Raw genomic sequence first — 17,751 nt, forward strand, 5'->3', positions numbered from 1 at the left:
TCAGAATTCTTCCCAGTTTTCACCGGAGGCCGTCGTCGACGGCACCGAGCCCGGTTTGTTGCCGAATGCGCCCGCAAGCTTGCCCATCAGGGCCTTGGCGGGAGATGGAGTTGGAAACGAGGCCATTTTGGCAGCGCCGATCTTGCGCAGCGGCACCGCTTCGCTGGTGCCCTTGGCTGCCGGCCGCTGAACGGCTGAAACCGCAGGTGTTTTCGTCTGCACCGGCGCAGCGGTCCTCGCCGCGGGCGTCACAGGCGCCGGCGCCGCCGTCGGCATGGCGCGCTGCATCGTGTGCCCTTCGCGGAACTGGCCGACGAGGTCCGTCAGGCGTTCGGCGTCCTGCGCCAGCGTGTGGCTGGAGGCATTGGTCTGTTCGACCATGGCGGCGTTCTGCTGCGTCATCTGGTCGAGTTGGCCGACGGCCGTGCTGATCTCGTTGAGACCCGTCGACTGTTCGCGCGCCGCCATCACGATCGCGGTCATCAGTTCGTTGATGCGCGCGACATCGGTGCCGATCCGCCCGAGCGCCTCGCCGGTCGCCTGCACCAGCTTGACACCGGTGCCGACCTCGCTGCCGGAGCGGCTGACGAGCGCCTTGATGTCCTTGGCGGCACCGGCGGCGCGCTGCGCCAGCTCGCGCACTTCCTGCGCCACGACCGCAAAGCCCTTGCCGGCTTCGCCCGCGCGCGCCGCCTCGACGCCGGCATTGAGCGCCAGAAGGTTGGTCTGGAAGGCGATCTCGTCGATGACGTTGATGATCTTGCCGATTTCGTTCGAGGCACCCTCGATGCGGGCCATGGCGGCGATCGCCTGGCCGACGATGCGGCCGGACTCCTCGGCATTGGTGCGGGTCTGGTCGACCATCTGGCTCGCCTCTTCGGCGCGCTGGGTCGCGGTGCGGACCGTCACGGTGATTTCGTCGAGGGCTGCCGAGGTCTGCTCCAGCGAAGCGGCTTGCCGCTCGGTGCGGCGCGCCAGGTCGTCGGCCGCCGTGCGCATCTGCCGCCCGTTGGATTCGATCGAAAGCGCATTGTCCTTGACGCTCGAAAGCACCACGCGCAGCCGCTCGACCGTCTGGTTGAAGTTCTGCCGGAGCTGGTCAAGATTGCCGTCGAACGGTCGGTCGATGGCAACGGCAAGGTCACCCTCGGCAAGCTGGGTCAGCGCGCGGCCGAGATTGTCGATCGCCGCCTGGATGCGGCGCACCGCCTCCTCGCGCTCCTGCTGCTGCTGTTCGCGTTCCTTCTCGATCTCGCGGCGGCTGTGGGCAGCACTCTGTTCGAGAGACTGCTTTTCGATTGCCGACAGGCGGAAGAGGTCGACGGAGCGCGCCATGGCGCCGATTTCGTCGCCGTGGTCGAGCGCTTCCAGCTTGGTCGAAAGTTCGCCCTTCTGGATCCGCTGCATGCCATCGCGCAGGGAGAGAATGCCGCGCCTGAGCGTGCTGCCATGGAACCAGAGCAGATAAAGCAGCGTCGCCATGGCGATGAGGCCGGAGGCGAGCTGAAGCTGGAACGCCTCGTCGGAGGTGGCGCGCGCCTCGGCAACGCGCGTCTGAACCAGCGTCGTTGCCGCTTCGGAAAGGCCGGCGAGCGCCGTGGCGACCCGTTCGCCGGCACCGTCGATCGCGTCGTCGATCTTGCCGAAGTCGTCAGCCGAAGCCTTGCCTTCGATCAGTGCCTTCAGGTCCGTTCCGATCGCCTGGCGCAGTTCCGCCACATCGGCGTCAAAGGTCGAAAGCGCATCGCTGCCGCCAATGAGGCCGGCAAGCGCCTTGATATCGGTCGATTTCGTCTCAAGCAGTTTCAGGATCTCGGCGATGCTGGCGGCGCGCGCCGGCTGGATCGCGCCCTCCTCGCGGTCGATGATGCTGTCCATCGCATTGAGCACGAGATTGGTGGTCGCAAGCCGGACCTCGTCGACCGTGGTCAGCCCGTTCTGCGCGGCGAGCGCGCCCTGCAGGGCATCGTTCGCCTGCCGGCCCTCGTACCAGGCGACTCCGAGCACGGAGCCAAAACCGACGAAAGCGGCACCGGCAAGCGTTGCCAGCCGCTGGCTTACGGAAAGATTGCGCTTCAATGGGGAAGATGCGGCGGTCATAGACATTCCATGCTCACGGACCCGGCGCGGGCCGGATCCTCCGTTAGGATCGATGCGGAAAACCGGGCTCGATCAAACCGGATGACCTCATGTCATGTCGGAGCACAACGCTCCCCCGCGCTGAAAAAACACTGTCAAACAGACCTTAAACATTCGCTAAGGCGCCTCGCCGATCCCCAGGGAAAGCGCCTTATTTTCGAGATCGCGCATATTTACTGCAAGCGCCGGTTTTCCCGGCATTTGAGGGCACAATCCATCAGCTCGCCGGGTGCCGGTTTTGACACCGATCTCGTGACAGGCCCAGACAGACCCACGGTCCGCCGGCAGCGCGCCCGCTTCCCCTTGCCGCCCGAACTGTTATGATGACGCCATGAACACGAAGACCGAGCGCTCGATCCGCCTTCCTCTCGTCGCAACCCTTGCGGCCGCGATCGCCGTCGTGCTGCTGCTTGCCTTCCGCGGCTGGATGGAAAACGGCGCCGAGATGTTCCTGGCACTCGCCCAGTCCGGCCTTTCCTGGTGTTTTTAGCGCGGACACGCTTCTAAGTTTTGCCCCTTACCCTTACCCTCTCCCTGCTTGCGGGAAGAAGGGACGAAAGCGAGCGAAACGTCGCCGTGCGGTTCTTCTGCGGTGGGTGTTGGCGCACTGAGGCTCATTGTCGGAGCGGGAGGTGGCCGTGCGGTCCCTTCTCCCCGTCACGACGAAGGTCGCGGCAGCGGGATGAGTGGCAGCCGCCCGACAAAATGCTCACCCCGCTGTCACAACCTGCGGCAATTGTCCCATTTGCGCGGGGTCCGTGAAGGCGGTATCAAGGGCCTATCAACCGGACACGGCCGTCTTCGGCCCCAACAAAATCGGTAGCACGCATGAAAACCATCCGCATCGTCCTCTGGGCCGCCGTCGTCGTCATGGCGGGCATCCTGGGCTGGCTGACCTATGAAATGACCCAGTCGAAAGAGCAGGCCGCCTCCGGCCCGTTCGGCGTGCCCTTCACGCTGGTTGCCCAGGACGGCAAGGAAATCACCGAGAAGGCCTTCAACGGCAAGCCGACCGCGCTCTTCTTCGGCTTTACCCATTGCCCCGAGGTCTGCCCGACGACACTGTTCGAACTGAACGGCTGGCTGGAAAAGGTCGACCCCGAAGGCAACAAGCTGCAAGCCTATTTCATCACCGTCGACCCTGAGCGCGACACGCCCGAAATCCTCGGCCAGTACGTCTCCAACGTCTCCAAGCGCATCACCGGCATTTCCGGCCCGGCCGACAAGGTCATGGAGATGGTCAAGGGCTTCCGCGTCTACGCCAAGAAGGTTCCGGTCGACGCCGCAAAGCCCGACGGCGACTACACCATGGACCACACCGCATCGGTGTTCCTGCTCGACGCCAACGGCAAGTTCTCCGGCACCATCGCCTACGAGGAAAACCCGGAGACGGCGGTAAAGAAGCTGGAAAACCTGACCAAGGGCTGAGCCCTTCGATCCTGACCTGAAGATGCAAGCGCCGGCCCCGTCCGGCGCTTTGCCTTTGTAGGGCAATCGTGATAGCGCACAGCACACGATTGCCGACGCTTGAGCGCACCCCTTTCAGGGCTTGGTGCGGGCGGCGGATTTGCCAGCCGAAGGACGGACCCTTGAGCGAGATCAGACTTTTCGTCACCACCACCGAGAAGCAGGCGGAAGCCGTGCTCGACCGCATGAGCGAGGTCTTCGGCGAAGAGGACTATGCCATCGGCACGACGGAAGTCGACGAGAAGCGCGACATCTGGGAAGCCTCGATCTACATGATGATGGTCGACGAGGAGAGCGTGGGCGAACGTCTCACCGAAGCGCTCTCCGAAAACTTCGCTCATCTCCCGATCGAGCGCGAAGTGCTGCCGGATATCGACTGGATCGCCAAGTCACTCGAGGGCCTGGCGCCGGTGCGCGCCGGCCGCTTCGTCGTGCACGGCTCGCATGACCGCGACAAGGTCAAGACCGGCGAAATCGCCATCGAGATCGACGCCGGCCAGGCCTTCGGCACCGGCCATCACGGCACCACCGCCGGCTGCCTCGAAGTGCTGGCGACCGTCGCGCGCACCCGCACGGTGCGCAACGTGCTCGATCTCGGCACCGGCAGCGGCGTGCTGGCGATCGCCGCCTGGAAACTGATGCACGTGCCGGTCCTTGCCACCGACATCGACCCGATCGCCACCCGCGTCGCCGAAGAAAACGCCCGGGTCAACGGCGTCGTTACCGGCATGACCTTTGCGACCGCCCCTGGCTTTCATTCGACGGCCTTCAGCACCAACGGCCCCTTCGATCTAATCATCGCCAACATCCTCGCCCGCCCCTTGATGAAGATGGCGCCGCAGCTCGTCGCCAACCTCGCCCCCGGCGGCTCGGTGATCCTCTCGGGCATCCTTGCCGAACAGCGCTGGAAAGTGCTCGCCCATTACAACGGCCAGCACCTGCGCCACGTGCGCACCATCTGGCGCAACGGCTGGGTGACGATTCATCTGGAGAAGTAAACCGCTCCACACGGAGGTGACACATCGACGGCAGACTTCAATGAGAAGCTGCCGACACCGAGGTGCGTGGCCTACCCCTTTGCCGGACCGGAGGACGGAGCGATAAGCGCTCCTGCTTTGCGGAAGCCACTCAGCCAAAGTTCCGCATCTTCAGGCAAGGCGCACATCTTCGCCGTGTTTCGAGCATAGACTTCCGTGTCAAACGCTTGCGGCATTGCGTGCATTATGGCTGCCGCCTCCTCGGCTCGGCCAAGCTGGGCCAGACACGCCGCCTGGTTCAGCCTGAAGAAGATCGGCGGATCGATAAGGCTTCCGTAGGCTGCCAGCGCCGCATCGAACCGGCGCACCAGATAGTGGCAATCGCCGAGACTGGAGAGGAACGCCGGCGGCAGGAGCGGCTCGAACTTGCAGCCCCGTTCGACAAGAGCCAACCCTTCTTCGTGTAGCCCCGCATAGGAAACGATCATGCCTCGGGCAACGAGACCGTTGATATCGCGCGGGCTCATCGCGATCGCGATGCCCGAGTAGCGCATGGCGTCGTCAACTCTCCCGACCAACAGCAAGCAGGCGGCAACGGTGGAAAGCACGAATGGATCGTTCTTGTCGGCAGCGATTGCTCGCGCTGCGAACTCCTGGCACTCGGCCTCAAGCTTGGCATCCGTCGCCGCGTTCGGCTCGCTGAACCGCCAATAGGCATAAAGCAGCGCCAGCGAGGCGAGTGCGGGCGCATAGGCCGGGTCGAGGACAATCGCCTGCTGCATGTGTTCGCGCGCACCCGGTTCGTCTCCATTGCGCCAGGCGGCCCCTGCCCGCAGCCACGATGTATAGGCAGAGATGTTCGTCTTGGCGCTCCTGGCACGAACGACACCCGCAACCTCTTGCAGATTGAAGAACAGCCGCGCGACGATCGCCTCCACGATTTCATCCTGAACCGCAAAGATGTCGGCCATTTCGCGATCGAACCGCTCGGCAAAGACGTGTGCACCGGTCTGTGCTTCGATCAATTGCACCGAGGCGCGCAGGCGCTGGCCGGCCAGCCGGACACTGCCTTCAAGCACGAAGTCTGCGCCAAGTTCTTGCCCCACGTTCGCCGCGTTTACCGATTGCCCCCTGTAACTCGAGGTGGTGTTTCTGGCGACGACAGAGAGATTTCGGAATCGACTCAACTCGGTGATCATGTCCTCGGTAATGCCGTCGGCGAAGTAGTCCTGGTCCGCATTACCCGACATGTTTGTGAGGGGAAGAACCGCGATGGTGGTAAATTCCTTGCCGCGGGAAGGCGGCACCCCCGCGAGCGGACGTGCCGTTTCCATCCCGAAGGTCCGGACGGGTGCCGCAATGTTCTTGAGCTGCACCAGTCCCAGATCCTTCATCACGACGGGGATTTTGCCTTGAATCTCATTGTGAACCTTTTCCGACATGCAGAGGCCACCGGGCTCGGCCAACGCCTCCAGCCGAGCGGCGATGTTGACGCCCTCGCCATAGATGTCGGAGCCCTCGCCGATCACATCGCCCATGTTGATGCCGATGCGGAGCAAGATCTGGCGAGATTCGGAAACGCCGGCATTCGCCTCCTTCATCTTTCGCTGGAGTTCAATGGCCGCCTCAGCGGCGTCCACCGCGCTGGCGAACTCAACCAGTACACCGTCACCCATCAATTTGACGATGCGTCCTCCGTGCGCCTTAACAACGGGATCGAGCACGTGGTTTCGTCGTTGCTTCAACGTTTCGTACGTTCCGGCCTCGTCGGCTTCCATCATGCGGGAGTAGCCGACCACGTCGGCAACGAGGATCGCAACCAAGCGACGGTGGATGGGCTTCTTGACCACGCTCCCAGCTCTCCTCCGGGTGATGCACCCCGTTCGGAAATCGAACGTCTCCCACAATATCGGATTATGACGTGCAGCTAAATCACCCCGCCGCACGCACGCGAATGCGGCGCGTCAGCCGCAAGGCAAAGTGGGAAAAACGAAAAGGCCGCCTCGTCCATCATGACGGGCGGCCTTTCGAAACTAAGGCGATGCCAGAGGCATCGCCTGCTGGTTGGCTTGTGGCCAACCATGCCCGCGAGCCTGAGGAGGAGGAGTGCTCGAGCGGGCGTCTACCGTTCCGAAGCTGACCACCCTTGAGGGAGGAGGAGAACAGAGTGACCAACTATTCTCGGAACCGCAGCTTTTTGAACCACCGGATGTTCGTCCGTGTTCGTTGAGGCGGCTTATAAACTATTATTCCGATAGAGAAAGAGTTTTCTGAGCATGGGTGCCATGCGCTGAGCGCATATGTATGGTAAATGAGCAATTGCCCTCCTATTAGGGTGCAACCGCAGCGTTGCGCGGACCGGGGATCAGGCCACCATGCAGGATATCGCCTCTTTCCCGGCAAGGGCGATTTCCGCTAACATAGCCCATCTTTTCCCGCGGTTTGCCGCTCAATCTACCGGAATTCCCTCATGTTTCAGTCATTTGAAGTCACCTCCACGCCGCAGTTCGGCAAGGAGCGCACCGAAGCCCTGCGCGCGTCCTTCGCAGCCCTCGGCATCGACGGCTTTCTCGTGCCGCGCGCGGACGAGTTCCAGGGCGAGTATGTGCCGGCCTCCTCCGAGCGCCTGTCCTGGCTCACCGGTTTTACCGGCTCGGCCGGCGTCGCCCTCATCACGCAGCGTGAAGCGGTCGTCTTCGTCGATGGCCGCTACGTCACGCAGTTGAAGGAGCAGGTCGACGGCTCCGTCTTTACCGGCGGCGACCTCATCGGCGAGCCGCCGCATCTCTGGTTGGAAAACCATGGAGCCAAGGGCTTCAAGCTCGGCATCGATCCCTGGGTCCACACCGGCGCCGAAGTGCGCCGGCTGGAAAAGGCGCTCGCTTCCCTCGGCGGTTCGCTCGTCTTCCTCGATCACAACCCGCTCGACAGGATCTGGACGAACCGTCCGGCTGCCCCGCTCGGGAAGGTGACGATCCAGCCGATCGAACATGCGGGCACGCTTGCCAAGGACAAGATCGCGACGATCGCAGCCGGCCTTTCCAAGACGGGCGCCGAAGCCGTCGTGCTGACCGACCCCTCGTCCGTCGCCTGGACATTCAACATACGCGGGTCCGACGTGCCGCACACGCCGCATCCGCTGGCCCGCGCCATCATCCACGCCGACGGCCGCGCCGAACTTTTCCTCGACAAGCGCAAGACCGGCATCGAGCAGGAGGCCTACCTCACCCAGATCGCCGACATCGTCGCACCGTCGACCTTCGACGACCGTCTGCGGGCTCTCGGCACCGCCGGCGCCTCCGTCATGATCGATCCCGATCTCGCCTCCTTCGCCATTTCCGAACTGATCCGCGCCAAGGGCGGCAAGGTCGTCGAAGCGGTCGATCCCGCCCGCCTGCCCCGCGCCCAGAAGAACACGGCCGAGATCGAAGGCTCGAGCCGCGCCCATCTGCAGGATGGTGCGGCCATGGTCGAGTTCCTCGCCTGGCTCGACAGCCAACAGCCCGGCACAGTCACCGAGATCGGTGCCACCAACCAGCTGGAAGCCGCCCGCGCCACCGTCGGCGAGCGCATGCAGAACCCGCTGAAGGACATCTCCTTCGACACGATATCCGGCGCCGGCGCGCACGCGGCGATCATGCACTACCGCGTCACCACGGCCACCGACCAGGCAATCGAAGCGGGCACCATGTTCCTGATCGATTCCGGCGCGCAGTATATCAACGGCACCACCGACATCACCCGCACGGTGGCCGTCGGCGCCGTGCCTGAAGAGCAGAAACGCTTCTTCACCCTGGTGCTGAAGGGCATGATTGCGATCAGCACGGCGCGCTTCCCCAAGGGCTCGCGCGGCGTGGATCTCGACCCCTTGGCGCGCATCGCGCTCTGGAAGGCGGGCGCCGACTATGCCCACGGCACCGGCCACGGCGTCGGCTCCTATCTCTCGGTGCATGAAGGCCCGCAGCGCATCGCCCGTCTTTCGACGCAGGAACTGCTGGCCGGCATGATCCTTTCCAACGAGCCCGGCTACTACCGCCCCGGCGCCTTCGGCATCCGCATCGAGAACCTCATCGTGGTGCAGCCGGCAACGATGGTTGATGGCGGCGACCTGCCGATGCTCGGCTTCGACACGATCACCTACTGCCCGATCGATCGCCGCCTGGTGCTGCCGGCGCTTCTGACCGACGAGGAACTCGCCTGGCTCAACGCCTATCACGCCGAGACGCGCGAAAAGCTGATGCCGCTGCTGGCGAGCGACGAGACGCGCGCCTGGCTGAAGGCCGCAACGGAAGCGCTGTCACGCTGAGTCATGCTCTCTGCTGGGCTCCTGCTGTCGCGGGAGCCCATAAAACGAGCCGTCGCGCAGCCGATAGCGTGCTGCGCCCTCACCCGCCAGACCTTGGCTCCGGACGTCCTGGTCTCTCGTTCAGATGCCCAGAAGCTTCTTCGCTTCGCCAAGCGTTGCCTCCGAGGCGGCGTGATCGCCAGCCTGGTGCTGTGCCTCACCCTTGGTGCGCAATTCCTTGACCTTGGCCATGTCGGCATCGGACAAGGAAGCGGTCTGCATGGCCGCATCGATCGCCTTCATCATGGTCGGGCATTGATTGGCAAAGGCCGTTGCCGGCGCGAGCGCCAGCAAAAGGGCAATAGAGATCCTGGTCAACATGGTCGCTCCTCCACTGCCGGGAGGCTTCATGCTGCGGTGACGTCGTACGCCACCTAACGAGAGGGGATATGTCCTGCCTCTCCGGCAACGGCAGAGATGATAGTCCAGGATGCGCGCGCCGCCAATCGAAACGGGCGCAACACGTCCGTCCACGGCTTCGCACACCACCGCGGACGGGCGTCCTACATCACCAGATGCCGGATCACCATGACCACCACCCAGCCGATGACGAGCATGCGCAGTGTTGAGAGATTCAGCCCAAGCGCGATGGCAAAGGCGACGAACATGGCGATCGTCACGTCGAGCCCGCCATAGACGAAGGCCGGCGCCACCAGCGTCGTCAGAACGGCTGCGGGAACGGCGTTGAGCGCCGCCTCCAGCCGGGGCGGGATCTCTTTCATCTGGGTGATCAGGATATAGCCGCCGACACGCGTCAGGAAGGTCGCAACGGCCGCCGCGATGATCAGGTAGATGAGGTTGAGGTGTTGCGGATCCATGTTCACGCCTCCTTCTCGACACCCGTCGGTGCCACTGCGCGCTCGCTTGGCGGCAGACAGGCGGCAAGAATGATGCCGGCTAGTGCTCCGATGCTGACATGCCATGGCGAGCCGACGAAATGCATGCCGGCGACGGATGCAAGCCCCGAGACGATGACGATCGGCAGGAACCGGTCACGCTTGCGGAAGCCCATGACGAGCCCCATGAAATAGACCGGCAGCAGGACATCAAGGCCGATCGCCTTGGGGTCACCGATCATCTGCCCGAAGATCGCGCCGACCAGCGTGTTGATGATCCACGGGATGTAGATCACGAGACCGAAGCCGAGATACCAGGCAAAGGTGATCGGCAAGCCGCGCTCGCCGCGCTTTTCGGTCTCGGCATATTGCGGATCGACCAGCAGGAAGAAGGCGAGGAACTTCTGCCCGAAGGTGAAGTGCCGGACATATTTGGCGATCGAGGCCGAATAGAGCACGTGGCGGAAGTTGACCGCAAAGACGGAGAGCACCACCAGCCAGGGCTGGACGTGATTGCCGAAGAGCTCGATGCCGACCATCTGGCTAGCGCCGGCATAGACGGTCGCGCTCATGAACACCGCATCGGCAATGGTGAAGCCATTGTCGACCGCAAGCGCCCCGAACAGCGCACCGAAGGGCGATGCTGCCAGCATGATGGGAAAGCCGCCGCGGACCCCTTCCCAGAATTCATCTTTTTTCATGGAAACCTCCGCCGGCCGAGGCGATGACGCGCCATGCGGCCGGTGCCGGACTGATAGGCGCTTGCGCCCCCGGCAACAATTCAAATGCGCTGATACAATGATTGAATTTTATGATGCCTCGGCGAACGAGGCTTGAACAAAAGGCGCACCGATCAGGAAAACGATGCGCTTTATCGCTTGGAATAAGCGCCGGCGCGGGCCAGCCGCCCCTTACTTCTTGACCTGGAACGTATGCTCGATGCCGGGGAACGTGCGCGCCTTCACCTCGTTCGCATACTCCTCGGCAGCCTTCGAGATCGCCGGCGCCAACTCGGCAAAATGCTTGACGAAGCGTGGCTTGAAGTCGTTGAAGAGGCCGAGCATGTCGTCGGAGACGAGGATCTGGCCGTCGCAGGCAGGCGACGCGCCGATGCCGATCGTCGGCGAGCGCAGCTCCGCGGTAATGTCGCGGGCCACCGGCTCGACCGTGCCCTCGATGACGATGCCAAACGCTCCGGCATCGTCGATCGCCTTGGCGTCGCGGCGGATCTTTGCCACTTCCTTGTCGTTGCGGCCGACCGAGCGATAACCGCCGGTCGTGTTGACGAGCTGCGGCATCAAGCCGACATGGCCGAGCACCGGAATGCCGCGGCTGACGAGAAACTCGACCGTCTCGGCCATCTCCGCCCCGCCCTCGAGTTTCACTGCGCTGCAGCCGGTTTCCTTGAGGATACGCGCCGCACTGCGGAACGCCTGCTCCTTCGATTCCTGGTAGGAGCCGAAGGGCATGTCGATGACGACGCAGGCCTGCTGCGAGCCGCGCATGACCGCCTGGCCATGGGCGATCATCATTTCCAGCGTCACGCCGACGGTCGTGTCGAGGCCATAGAGCACCATGCCGACGGAATCGCCGACCAGCAGAAAGTCCACATGCGGATCGAGCAGCCGCGCAATCGGCGTCGTATAGGCCGTGAGGCTGACGATCGGGCGCTCGCCCTTCAGCGCTTCGATGTTGGCGGGGCTGAGCCGGCGCTTGGCGGTCTGAACGCTCATGTCAGGCAACCTTTGCAAATGATGCGGATTTCGGGGCGATCACGCGATTGTCGAGCAGCTTCGTCGTGCCGAAGCGGACGAAGAGCAGAAGCAGCACCGGCCGGTCGCCGATCGTTTCGATCGTCTCCAGCGTCTCGGGATCGCGCACCGCTACGACCTCGGGCTTCGCCAAGGGCTCGCTCGCCAGAAACTCGGTCACGGCCTTTTCGAGTGCGGCGACATCGCTGACGCCGGAGGCGACGAGGTGCTGCGCCTCATCCAACGCCTTCGGCACGATCGCCGCGGCACGCCGCTCTTCGGCCGTCAGGTACACGTTGCGCGACGAGCAGGCGAGCCCGTCGGCCTCGCGCACCGTCGGCACGCCGATCACGGTCACCGGCTGGGCGAGATCGTCCACCATGCGGCGGATGATCTGCAGCTGCTGGAAATCCTTCTCGCCGAAATAGGCGCGATCGGGCCCAACGATGTTGAAGAGCTTGGTGACGACGGTGGCAACACCGGCGAAATGACCGGGACGCACGGAGCCCTCGAGCTCGCTGCCAAGCGTCGGCACGTCGACGACCGTTTCCATCGGTCGCGGATACATGTCGGCAACACCGGGGGCAAAGAGATAGTTGACGCTGCCCGCTTCGAGCATCGCCTGGTCGCGGGCGAGATCGCGCGGATATTTGGAAAGATCCTCGTTGGCGCCGAACTGCAGCGGATTGACGAAGATGCTGGCGACGACGACGTCGTTTTCCTCGCGGGCCCGGCGCATCAGCTCCATATGGCCGACATGCAGGTAGCCCATGGTCGGCACGAAGCCGACCGTCTTGCCGGCGCGTCTATGCTCGGCAAGCGCTGCACGCAGCTCGGCGATGGTGGTGAAAGTCTTCATCTCCGGACCCTCCAATCCGCGCCGGCGCCCTGCCCTTTGGGATGCTGGCGCGCTGCCTTCGCAGATGGCCGCGACCTGCTCCGCGAAAAGGCATTTGCATAAAATTCGGCTGCAATCCTCTATCTTGTGCAGCGCAAAAAAACAATCGGATAGATGACAGCTTGGTGACGCTCAGCCGCGCTTGACTTCCACCGGCAGCCTGTCACGGTTGGCGATCGATGCCACCTGCAACCCACGCTGGAGAGCAAGATGAAACCCTGCCTGCGCCTTCTCGGCGTTCTCGTCCCGACGCTTGCCTTCGCCGCTGCGGCCGAAGCAAAAATCCCGCTGGTCAACGCCACCTGCCCCGGCAAGATCGAGGTCCATGCCGACGAAGGCGGCCCGATCTACATCAACGGCAAGGAAGCCAAGCTCAAGGTGTTCAACGAGAACTACTACGAAGCGCACGGCGCCGGCGTCACCATCTCGCTCAGCATCAATCCCGACGGCTCGCCGAGCGTGTCCTACACCGGCAAGGGCGGCGCCAACGGCGTGTGCACCGTGAAGTGACAATAACATCGAGCAGCGGCGCGCGCCCTTGGGGCCGCTCGCAGCCGCTAGCACCGTCGATCCTATTTGCAGCATCGAAGCAGGTCTCGCTCCGCTTGAAGACCTGTAGTTGCACCCCACATCAGCCCGGCTCAAAAAATCTTTGAGCCGGTGTCGGGATCGTCGACCGGCATTCGTCCTTAGGGCAACTCCAGGAAAAGTGCGACGCAGTTTTCCGTCTGGAGTTGCGTCAATCAAAGAGTTGGATCGCTTCGTGGTTTCGCCGAAACAACGAAGTGATCAGATCCGTAAAACACGAAATCCATTCCAAGGAGCATTTCATGCGCATGATTTTCGTAAACCTGCCGGTCAAGGATCTGAAGGCCTCGCGCGCATTCTTCGCCGCCCTCGGCTTCACCTTCAACGAGCAGTTCTCCGACGACACCGCCGCCTGCACGGTGATCTCGGACAATATTTTCGTCATGCTTCTGACCGAGCCGAAGTTCCGCGACTTCATCACCGGCGAGATCAGCGACGCCCGGAAAGGAACCGAGGTCATTACCGCCCTTTCCGCGTCCAGCCGCGCTGAATGCGACGACATGCTCGCCAAGGCGCTCGCTGCCGGCGCCAAGCCCTGGAAGCCGGCTCTCGACTACGGCTTCATGTACGGCATTTCCTTCCAGGACCTCGACGGTCACGTCTGGGAATTCATGTGGATGGACCAGGAAGCCGCCCAGCAGCAGGCCTCCTGATCTCGCGCAGTGCCCCGAACTTTGCGCCTGCCGCCAAAAGCGGCGGGCCTTTTTGTGTGATGGAATGATCGCAGTGCCTGCCAAAGCTTCCGGTCGGCGCCCGATTTGAGAAGAAAGCGACCGGTGAATCCGATAGTTGGGACGGGATACGAATGGCGAGCGACGCGCAGCTTCGCTTGCAAGCATTGAGAATGAGGAACCCCATGTCCACGAAGGTCGAAGCCAAGCATTGGTCCAAGGTCGAGCTCTTGCATGAGACAGTGCGCAACCCGAACATTCACGTGCGCGGCAGCAACAGCTACTACAGCAACGCCTGGACCGGATCCTTCGAGGAAAGTGTCGTTCGCTACCTCTATGGCGACGACTACAGCCTCAGGGCCTGGGAACCGCAATGGCCAATCGATCAACTGCTGATCGGCGACTATGTCGCGATTGGCGCCGAGGCGGTGATCCTCATGGGCGGCAACCACACCCATCGCACCGATTGGGTGAGCCTCTATCCCTTCCTCGATGTGATCGGCGAAGCCTATGTCGGCAAGGGCGACACCGTCATCGGCGACGGCGCCTGGATCGGCATGCGCGCCATGATCATGCCGGGTGTGACGCTCGGCGAAGGCGCCGTCATCGCGTCGGGTGCCATCGTGACGAAGGACGTTGCGCCCTACACCATCGTTGCGGGGAACCCTGCCCGCCCCGTGCGCCAGCGTTTCCCCGCGACCGATGTTGCGACGCTGATTGCGCTCGGCATCTACCAGTGGGAACGGTCAAAGTTCGACGCGCTGCGCCGTTTCATCTGCGCCGACGATATTGCCGCCCTGAAAGCCGCCTCCGAAGAGTACGACAGCAGGCAGGCGTAACGACGCTCTGCCGATTGCATGCAACCGGCGGGGATTACCCGCCGATCAGCGCCAGCCACTCGTCCTCGTCCATGGTCGCGACGCCGAGTTCGCGGGCCTTGTCGAGCTTGGAGCCGGCACCCGGTCCGGCAACGACGATATCGGTCTTCTTCGACACGGAACCTGCCACCTTGGCGCCGAGGCTCTCGGCCTTGGCCTTGGCTTCATCGCGCGTCATCTTTTCGAGCGAACCGGTGAAGACGACCGTCTTGCCGGCGACCGGGCTGTCGCTCGCGACCGGCGCTTCCGCTGCCTCCGGCGTCACCTCCGACAACAGCCGGGTGACGACTTCGAGGTTGCGCGGCTCCTTGTAGAACTCGACGATGGCACGGGCGACCACCTCGCCGATGCCGTCGATGCTGTTGAGTTCATTCCAGGCGTCGCCCGTAAACGTCGACGCGTCGCGCATCGCTTCGCCGAAGTGCTCGTAGGTGCCATAGGAACGCGCCAGCAGCTTTGCCGTCGTCTCGCCCACATGGCGAATGCCGAGCGCATAGATGAAACGCTGCAGCGCGATCGAACGGCGCGTATTGATGGCGTCGTAAAGCTTGCGCACGCTGACGCGGCCGAAGCCGTCGATGTTTTCGAGCTTGGTGAGCGACGACGCCTCCTGGCGTTTCTCCAGCGTGAAGATATCCGGCGCCGTGCGGATCATCAGCGTCGGGTCTTCGCTTTCGAAGAAGAACTCGATCTGCTTCGAACCGAGGCCCTCGATGTCGTAGGCGTTGCGCGAGACGAAGTGCTTCAGGTGCTCGACGGCCTGCGCGCGGCAGACGAAACCGCCGGTGCAGCGGCGCACCGCATCTACCTTGCCGGTCTTCTCGTTGATGTCGCGCACCGCACGGCTGCCGCAGACCGGGCATGTGGTCGGGAAGCGATAGGGCTCGCTCCCCTCCTTGCGCTCGTCCATGACCACGTCGACGATCTGTGGAATGACGTCGCCGGCGCGCTGGACGATCACCATGTCGCCGATGCGGATGTCGCGGCCCTCGCGGATCGCCTCGCCCGAATTGCCGAGACCCTTGATGTAATCCTCGTTGTGCAGCGTCGCATTGGTGACGACGACGCCACCGACTGTGATCGGCTCAAGGCGTGCCACCGGCGTCAGCGCGCCGGTGCGGCCCACCTGGATGTCGATCGCCGTCAGCCGGGTGAAGGCTTGCTCGGCAGGAAACTTGTGCGCGGTTGCCCAGCGCGGCGAGCGCGAACGGAAGCCGAGGCGGGCCTGCAGGTCGAGCCGGTCGACCTTGTAGACGACGCCGTCGATATCGTAGTCGAGATCCGGCCGTTCGCGCTCGATGTGGTGGTAATGCTCCAGCAGCGCGTCGGCCGAGGAGAGCCGCTGCATCAGCGGGTTGACCGGGAAGCCCCAGCTCTTGAACACCTCGACCATGCCCATCTGCGTGTCGGCGGGCATTTCCGAGATCTCGCCCCAGGCATAGGCAAAGAAACGCAGCTTGCGGCTCGCCGTCACCTTGGCGTCGAGCTGGCGCAGCGAGCCCGAAGCGGTGTTGCGCGGGTTGACATAGAGCGGCTTGCCGAGCGCCGCCATCTCGGCGTTGAGCGCGGCAAAGTCCGATTTCGCCATATAGATTTCGCCGCGTACCTCGACGACATCGGGCGCACCTGCCGGCAGCGTCTGCGGGATCATGCCGATGGTGCGGATATTGGCGGTGACGTTTTCGCCAGTCGTACCGTCGCCGCGGGTCGCGGCCGTCACCAGCCGGCGGTTCTCATAGCGCAGCGACATGGAGAGCCCGTCGATCTTTGGCTCGGCGGTAAAGGCGATGGAGTTGTCCGGCAGTTGGCCGAGGAAACGATAGACCGAGGCGACGAAATCGCGCGCGTCCTCGTCGGAAAACGTGTTGTCGAGCGACAGCATCGGCCGGGCGTGCACGACGGGCTGGAAGGTGACGGAGGGTGCAGCACCCACCTTCTTCGAGGGGCTGTCTTCGCGGATGAGCGCCGGAAAGCGCTGCTCGATCGCGTCGTTGCGCCGCTTCAGCGCGTCATAGTCCGCATCCGAAATCTCCGGCGCGTCCTGGCCATGATAAAGCGCGTCATGGCGCGCAAGCTCGGCCGCGAGAAAGGCAAGCTCTTCGGCCGCTTCCGTTTCGTTGAGATTCTCGACGGGTTTCAATTCTTGGGACATGCGCGACGACTCCGGATTCGAAGTCGTTTTGTAGAGCAACTGATGGGAAAGAAAAGACCGTCCGGCGCCGTCGGCTCACGCGCCAGTGGCATTGACGGCCCCCGGCGCGAGCCCGGCAAGCGACCTGACATCCAGTTCGCACCAGCGTTCATAGCGCCTCTGATAACGGCAGCGGATGGCCTCGAGATCCTTTTTCTGGACACCACGCTTGCAGTAGATCCATTTGCCTTCCGCCTGGCCACGCATCACCCGGCTCACCGGCTGCAGGCCGAACATCTTCAGGATCGCGGCCCCGCCCTTGTCCCAGCCGATGCTGTAGATGTCGATGCCGTCGGGCGGGAACGTGTGGTGTTCGAGGATCGCCGAAACCGTCGCCCAGACGAGAATGCCGTTCTGCCTGCGGCGCTCGGCGCGCATGGAATCGAGCAGGAAGCTCATATTGAGGATGGTCGCGAGATAGACGACCTTCGCCTTTCGCGCCTGCGGATGGGCAAGCAGCCCGCTCGCCAGCAGGTTGCCAAAGGCATAGTGCCCCTGCAGGAACAGTTTGAAGTGGTTCTTCTCGAAGGCGTAGTAGTCGATGAAGCCGAAGATGTTGCCGTCGAGGTCCTGCAGGCAGATCAGGCTGTAGGGGTCGGAATGGAACGCTCTCATATCCTCTTCGGGATCGATCGCGCCGCTGCGAAACACATCCTGTGCCTTGCGGACCACCTCATAGGCAACCGCCGTCGGCGCCGGGACGCGGACAAGATAGGAACGGTCCCCGTGCGCACAGGGCGCCACAAGCGCCAATGGCGTGACTTCGTCCGCGTTCGGCGGCTGAGGATCGGCCTCCTCCTCCGCCAGCCCGACCTGCGAGGCGTGTCGCAGCCTTGCGACGAGAGTTGCTGCAGTCACGGCGATCGCAACGCACGCGAACACCCCGAAGCCGCCCAGTTCCTGGTTCGCTTCCTTTATCGTCAGGATAAGGCCGGCATAGGCGAGCGCGATGAGCAGGATCAGTTCCGGATGCGCACGCATCTGCGCAAACCGGATCTCCAGTCTATGCT

16 protein-coding genes are annotated in these 17,751 nt (G+C 63.4%); 7 read left to right on the top strand and 9 right to left on the bottom strand.

Annotated elements, in window-relative coordinates; genetic code table 11:
• Window positions 1-2,100 (bottom strand): methyl-accepting chemotaxis protein, encoded by a 2,100-nt coding sequence (locus AC3WVQ_RS11290; protein ID WP_246812724.1) that lies wholly within the window; start codon window positions 2,098-2,100, stop codon window positions 1-3.
• 370 nt (window positions 2,101-2,470) lie between these two features.
• Between AC3WVQ_RS11290 and AC3WVQ_RS11295 the strand changes: the two genes are divergently transcribed.
• The 3 genes from AC3WVQ_RS11295 to AC3WVQ_RS11305 all read left to right on the top strand — a co-directional run bounded on the left by AC3WVQ_RS11295 (window position 2,471) and on the right by AC3WVQ_RS11305 (window position 4,604).
• Entirely contained in the window at window positions 2,471-2,629 is a 159-nt protein-coding gene (locus AC3WVQ_RS11295; RefSeq protein ID WP_034792531.1) for a hypothetical protein, read from the top strand.
• Window positions 2,630-2,967: 338 nt separating this feature from the next.
• Window positions 2,968-3,567: an SCO family protein gene (locus tag AC3WVQ_RS11300; RefSeq protein WP_110818678.1), complete on the top strand. Its 600-nt coding sequence runs from the start codon at window positions 2,968-2,970 to the stop codon at window positions 3,565-3,567.
• 161 nt (window positions 3,568-3,728) lie between these two features.
• The gene (locus tag AC3WVQ_RS11305; protein ID WP_034792526.1) at window positions 3,729-4,604 is read left to right on the top strand and encodes a 50S ribosomal protein L11 methyltransferase; all 876 of its coding nucleotides are present in this window, start codon (window positions 3,729-3,731) and stop codon (window positions 4,602-4,604) included.
• A gap of 71 nt (window positions 4,605-4,675) precedes the next feature.
• Here AC3WVQ_RS11305 and AC3WVQ_RS11310 read toward each other — a convergent pair whose 3' ends face one another.
• Window positions 4,676-6,529 carry an adenylate/guanylate cyclase domain-containing protein gene (locus tag AC3WVQ_RS11310; RefSeq protein WP_492382726.1) on the bottom strand — a complete coding sequence of 618 codons (1,854 nt, stop codon included), beginning with the start codon at window positions 6,527-6,529 and terminating at the stop codon, window positions 4,676-4,678.
• Window positions 6,530-7,053: 524 nt separating this feature from the next.
• On the opposite strand from AC3WVQ_RS11310, the gene AC3WVQ_RS11315 reads away from it, so the two are divergent.
• Window positions 7,054-8,889 (top strand): aminopeptidase P family protein, encoded by a 1,836-nt coding sequence (locus AC3WVQ_RS11315; RefSeq protein ID WP_110818680.1) that lies wholly within the window; start codon window positions 7,054-7,056, stop codon window positions 8,887-8,889.
• A 120-nt stretch (window positions 8,890-9,009) separates the two neighbouring features.
• Here the strand turns inward: AC3WVQ_RS11315 and AC3WVQ_RS11320 are convergent, their stop codons facing one another.
• From AC3WVQ_RS11320 to panC, 5 genes are all read right to left on the bottom strand, one after another.
• Window positions 9,010-9,249: a PA2433 domain-containing protein gene (locus tag AC3WVQ_RS11320; protein ID WP_034792522.1), complete on the bottom strand. Its 240-nt coding sequence runs from the start codon at window positions 9,247-9,249 to the stop codon at window positions 9,010-9,012.
• A 182-nt stretch (window positions 9,250-9,431) separates the two neighbouring features.
• The gene (locus AC3WVQ_RS11325; protein WP_034792520.1) at window positions 9,432-9,746 is read right to left on the bottom strand and encodes an AzlD family protein; all 315 of its coding nucleotides are present in this window, start codon (window positions 9,744-9,746) and stop codon (window positions 9,432-9,434) included.
• 2 nt (window positions 9,747-9,748) lie between these two features.
• Window positions 9,749-10,465, bottom strand: coding sequence for an AzlC family ABC transporter permease (locus AC3WVQ_RS11330; protein WP_034792518.1), 717 nt, complete (start codon window positions 10,463-10,465; stop codon window positions 9,749-9,751).
• 210 nt (window positions 10,466-10,675) lie between these two features.
• On the bottom strand, window positions 10,676-11,497 hold the full coding sequence (gene panB / locus AC3WVQ_RS11335) for a 3-methyl-2-oxobutanoate hydroxymethyltransferase (RefSeq protein WP_034792516.1): 822 nt from the start codon (window positions 11,495-11,497) through the stop codon (window positions 10,676-10,678).
• A 1-nt stretch (window position 11,498) separates the two neighbouring features.
• Window positions 11,499-12,374 carry a pantoate--beta-alanine ligase gene (gene panC / locus AC3WVQ_RS11340; protein WP_089043446.1) on the bottom strand — a complete coding sequence of 292 codons (876 nt, stop codon included), beginning with the start codon at window positions 12,372-12,374 and terminating at the stop codon, window positions 11,499-11,501.
• Between the two features lie 249 nt (window positions 12,375-12,623).
• On the opposite strand from panC, the gene AC3WVQ_RS11345 reads away from it, so the two are divergent.
• From AC3WVQ_RS11345 to AC3WVQ_RS11355, 3 genes are all read left to right on the top strand, one after another.
• The gene (locus AC3WVQ_RS11345; RefSeq protein ID WP_060515939.1) at window positions 12,624-12,923 is read left to right on the top strand and encodes a hypothetical protein; all 300 of its coding nucleotides are present in this window, start codon (window positions 12,624-12,626) and stop codon (window positions 12,921-12,923) included.
• A gap of 320 nt (window positions 12,924-13,243) precedes the next feature.
• Complete coding sequence (locus AC3WVQ_RS11350; RefSeq protein ID WP_060515938.1) at window positions 13,244-13,654, top strand: VOC family protein; 411 nt, start codon at window positions 13,244-13,246, stop codon at window positions 13,652-13,654.
• 203 nt (window positions 13,655-13,857) lie between these two features.
• The gene (locus AC3WVQ_RS11355; protein WP_110818681.1) at window positions 13,858-14,511 is read left to right on the top strand and encodes a CatB-related O-acetyltransferase; all 654 of its coding nucleotides are present in this window, start codon (window positions 13,858-13,860) and stop codon (window positions 14,509-14,511) included.
• Window positions 14,512-14,545: 34 nt separating this feature from the next.
• Here AC3WVQ_RS11355 and ligA read toward each other — a convergent pair whose 3' ends face one another.
• Both ligA and AC3WVQ_RS11365 read right to left on the bottom strand, forming a co-directional pair.
• The gene (gene ligA / locus AC3WVQ_RS11360) at window positions 14,546-16,702 is read right to left on the bottom strand and encodes an NAD-dependent DNA ligase LigA (RefSeq protein ID WP_110818682.1); all 2,157 of its coding nucleotides are present in this window, start codon (window positions 16,700-16,702) and stop codon (window positions 14,546-14,548) included.
• A 75-nt stretch (window positions 16,703-16,777) separates the two neighbouring features.
• The gene (locus AC3WVQ_RS11365; RefSeq protein ID WP_110818683.1) at window positions 16,778-17,722 is read right to left on the bottom strand and encodes a hypothetical protein; all 945 of its coding nucleotides are present in this window, start codon (window positions 17,720-17,722) and stop codon (window positions 16,778-16,780) included.
• Window positions 17,723-17,751: the final 29 nt, after the last annotated feature.

It is taken from the genome of Ensifer sp. EB106-05-01-XG146, assembly GCF_058791875.1.

Excerpts from the sequence above, each read along its gene's own strand:
- AC3WVQ_RS11290 (WP_246812724.1), bottom strand. The coding sequence starts at position 2,100 with ATGACCGCCGCATCTTCCCCATTGAAGCGCAATCTTTCCGTAAGCCAG.
- AC3WVQ_RS11295 (WP_034792531.1), top strand. The coding sequence starts at position 2,471 with ATGAACACGAAGACCGAGCGCTCGATCCGCCTTCCTCTCGTCGCAACC.
- AC3WVQ_RS11300 (WP_110818678.1), top strand. The coding sequence starts at position 2,968 with ATGAAAACCATCCGCATCGTCCTCTGGGCCGCCGTCGTCGTCATGGCG.
- AC3WVQ_RS11315 (WP_110818680.1), top strand. The coding sequence starts at position 7,054 with ATGTTTCAGTCATTTGAAGTCACCTCCACGCCGCAGTTCGGCAAGGAG.
- AC3WVQ_RS11320 (WP_034792522.1), bottom strand. The coding sequence starts at position 9,249 with ATGTTGACCAGGATCTCTATTGCCCTTTTGCTGGCGCTCGCGCCGGCA.
- AC3WVQ_RS11325 (WP_034792520.1), bottom strand. The coding sequence starts at position 9,746 with ATGGATCCGCAACACCTCAACCTCATCTACCTGATCATCGCGGCGGCC.
- AC3WVQ_RS11330 (WP_034792518.1), bottom strand. The coding sequence starts at position 10,465 with ATGAAAAAAGATGAATTCTGGGAAGGGGTCCGCGGCGGCTTTCCCATC.
- panB (WP_034792516.1), bottom strand. The coding sequence starts at position 11,497 with ATGAGCGTTCAGACCGCCAAGCGCCGGCTCAGCCCCGCCAACATCGAA.
- panC (WP_089043446.1), bottom strand. The coding sequence starts at position 12,374 with ATGAAGACTTTCACCACCATCGCCGAGCTGCGTGCAGCGCTTGCCGAG.
- AC3WVQ_RS11345 (WP_060515939.1), top strand. The coding sequence starts at position 12,624 with ATGAAACCCTGCCTGCGCCTTCTCGGCGTTCTCGTCCCGACGCTTGCC.
- AC3WVQ_RS11350 (WP_060515938.1), top strand. The coding sequence starts at position 13,244 with ATGCGCATGATTTTCGTAAACCTGCCGGTCAAGGATCTGAAGGCCTCG.
- AC3WVQ_RS11355 (WP_110818681.1), top strand. The coding sequence starts at position 13,858 with ATGTCCACGAAGGTCGAAGCCAAGCATTGGTCCAAGGTCGAGCTCTTG.
- ligA (WP_110818682.1), bottom strand. The coding sequence starts at position 16,702 with ATGTCCCAAGAATTGAAACCCGTCGAGAATCTCAACGAAACGGAAGCG.
- AC3WVQ_RS11365 (WP_110818683.1), bottom strand. The coding sequence starts at position 17,722 with ATGCGTGCGCATCCGGAACTGATCCTGCTCATCGCGCTCGCCTATGCC.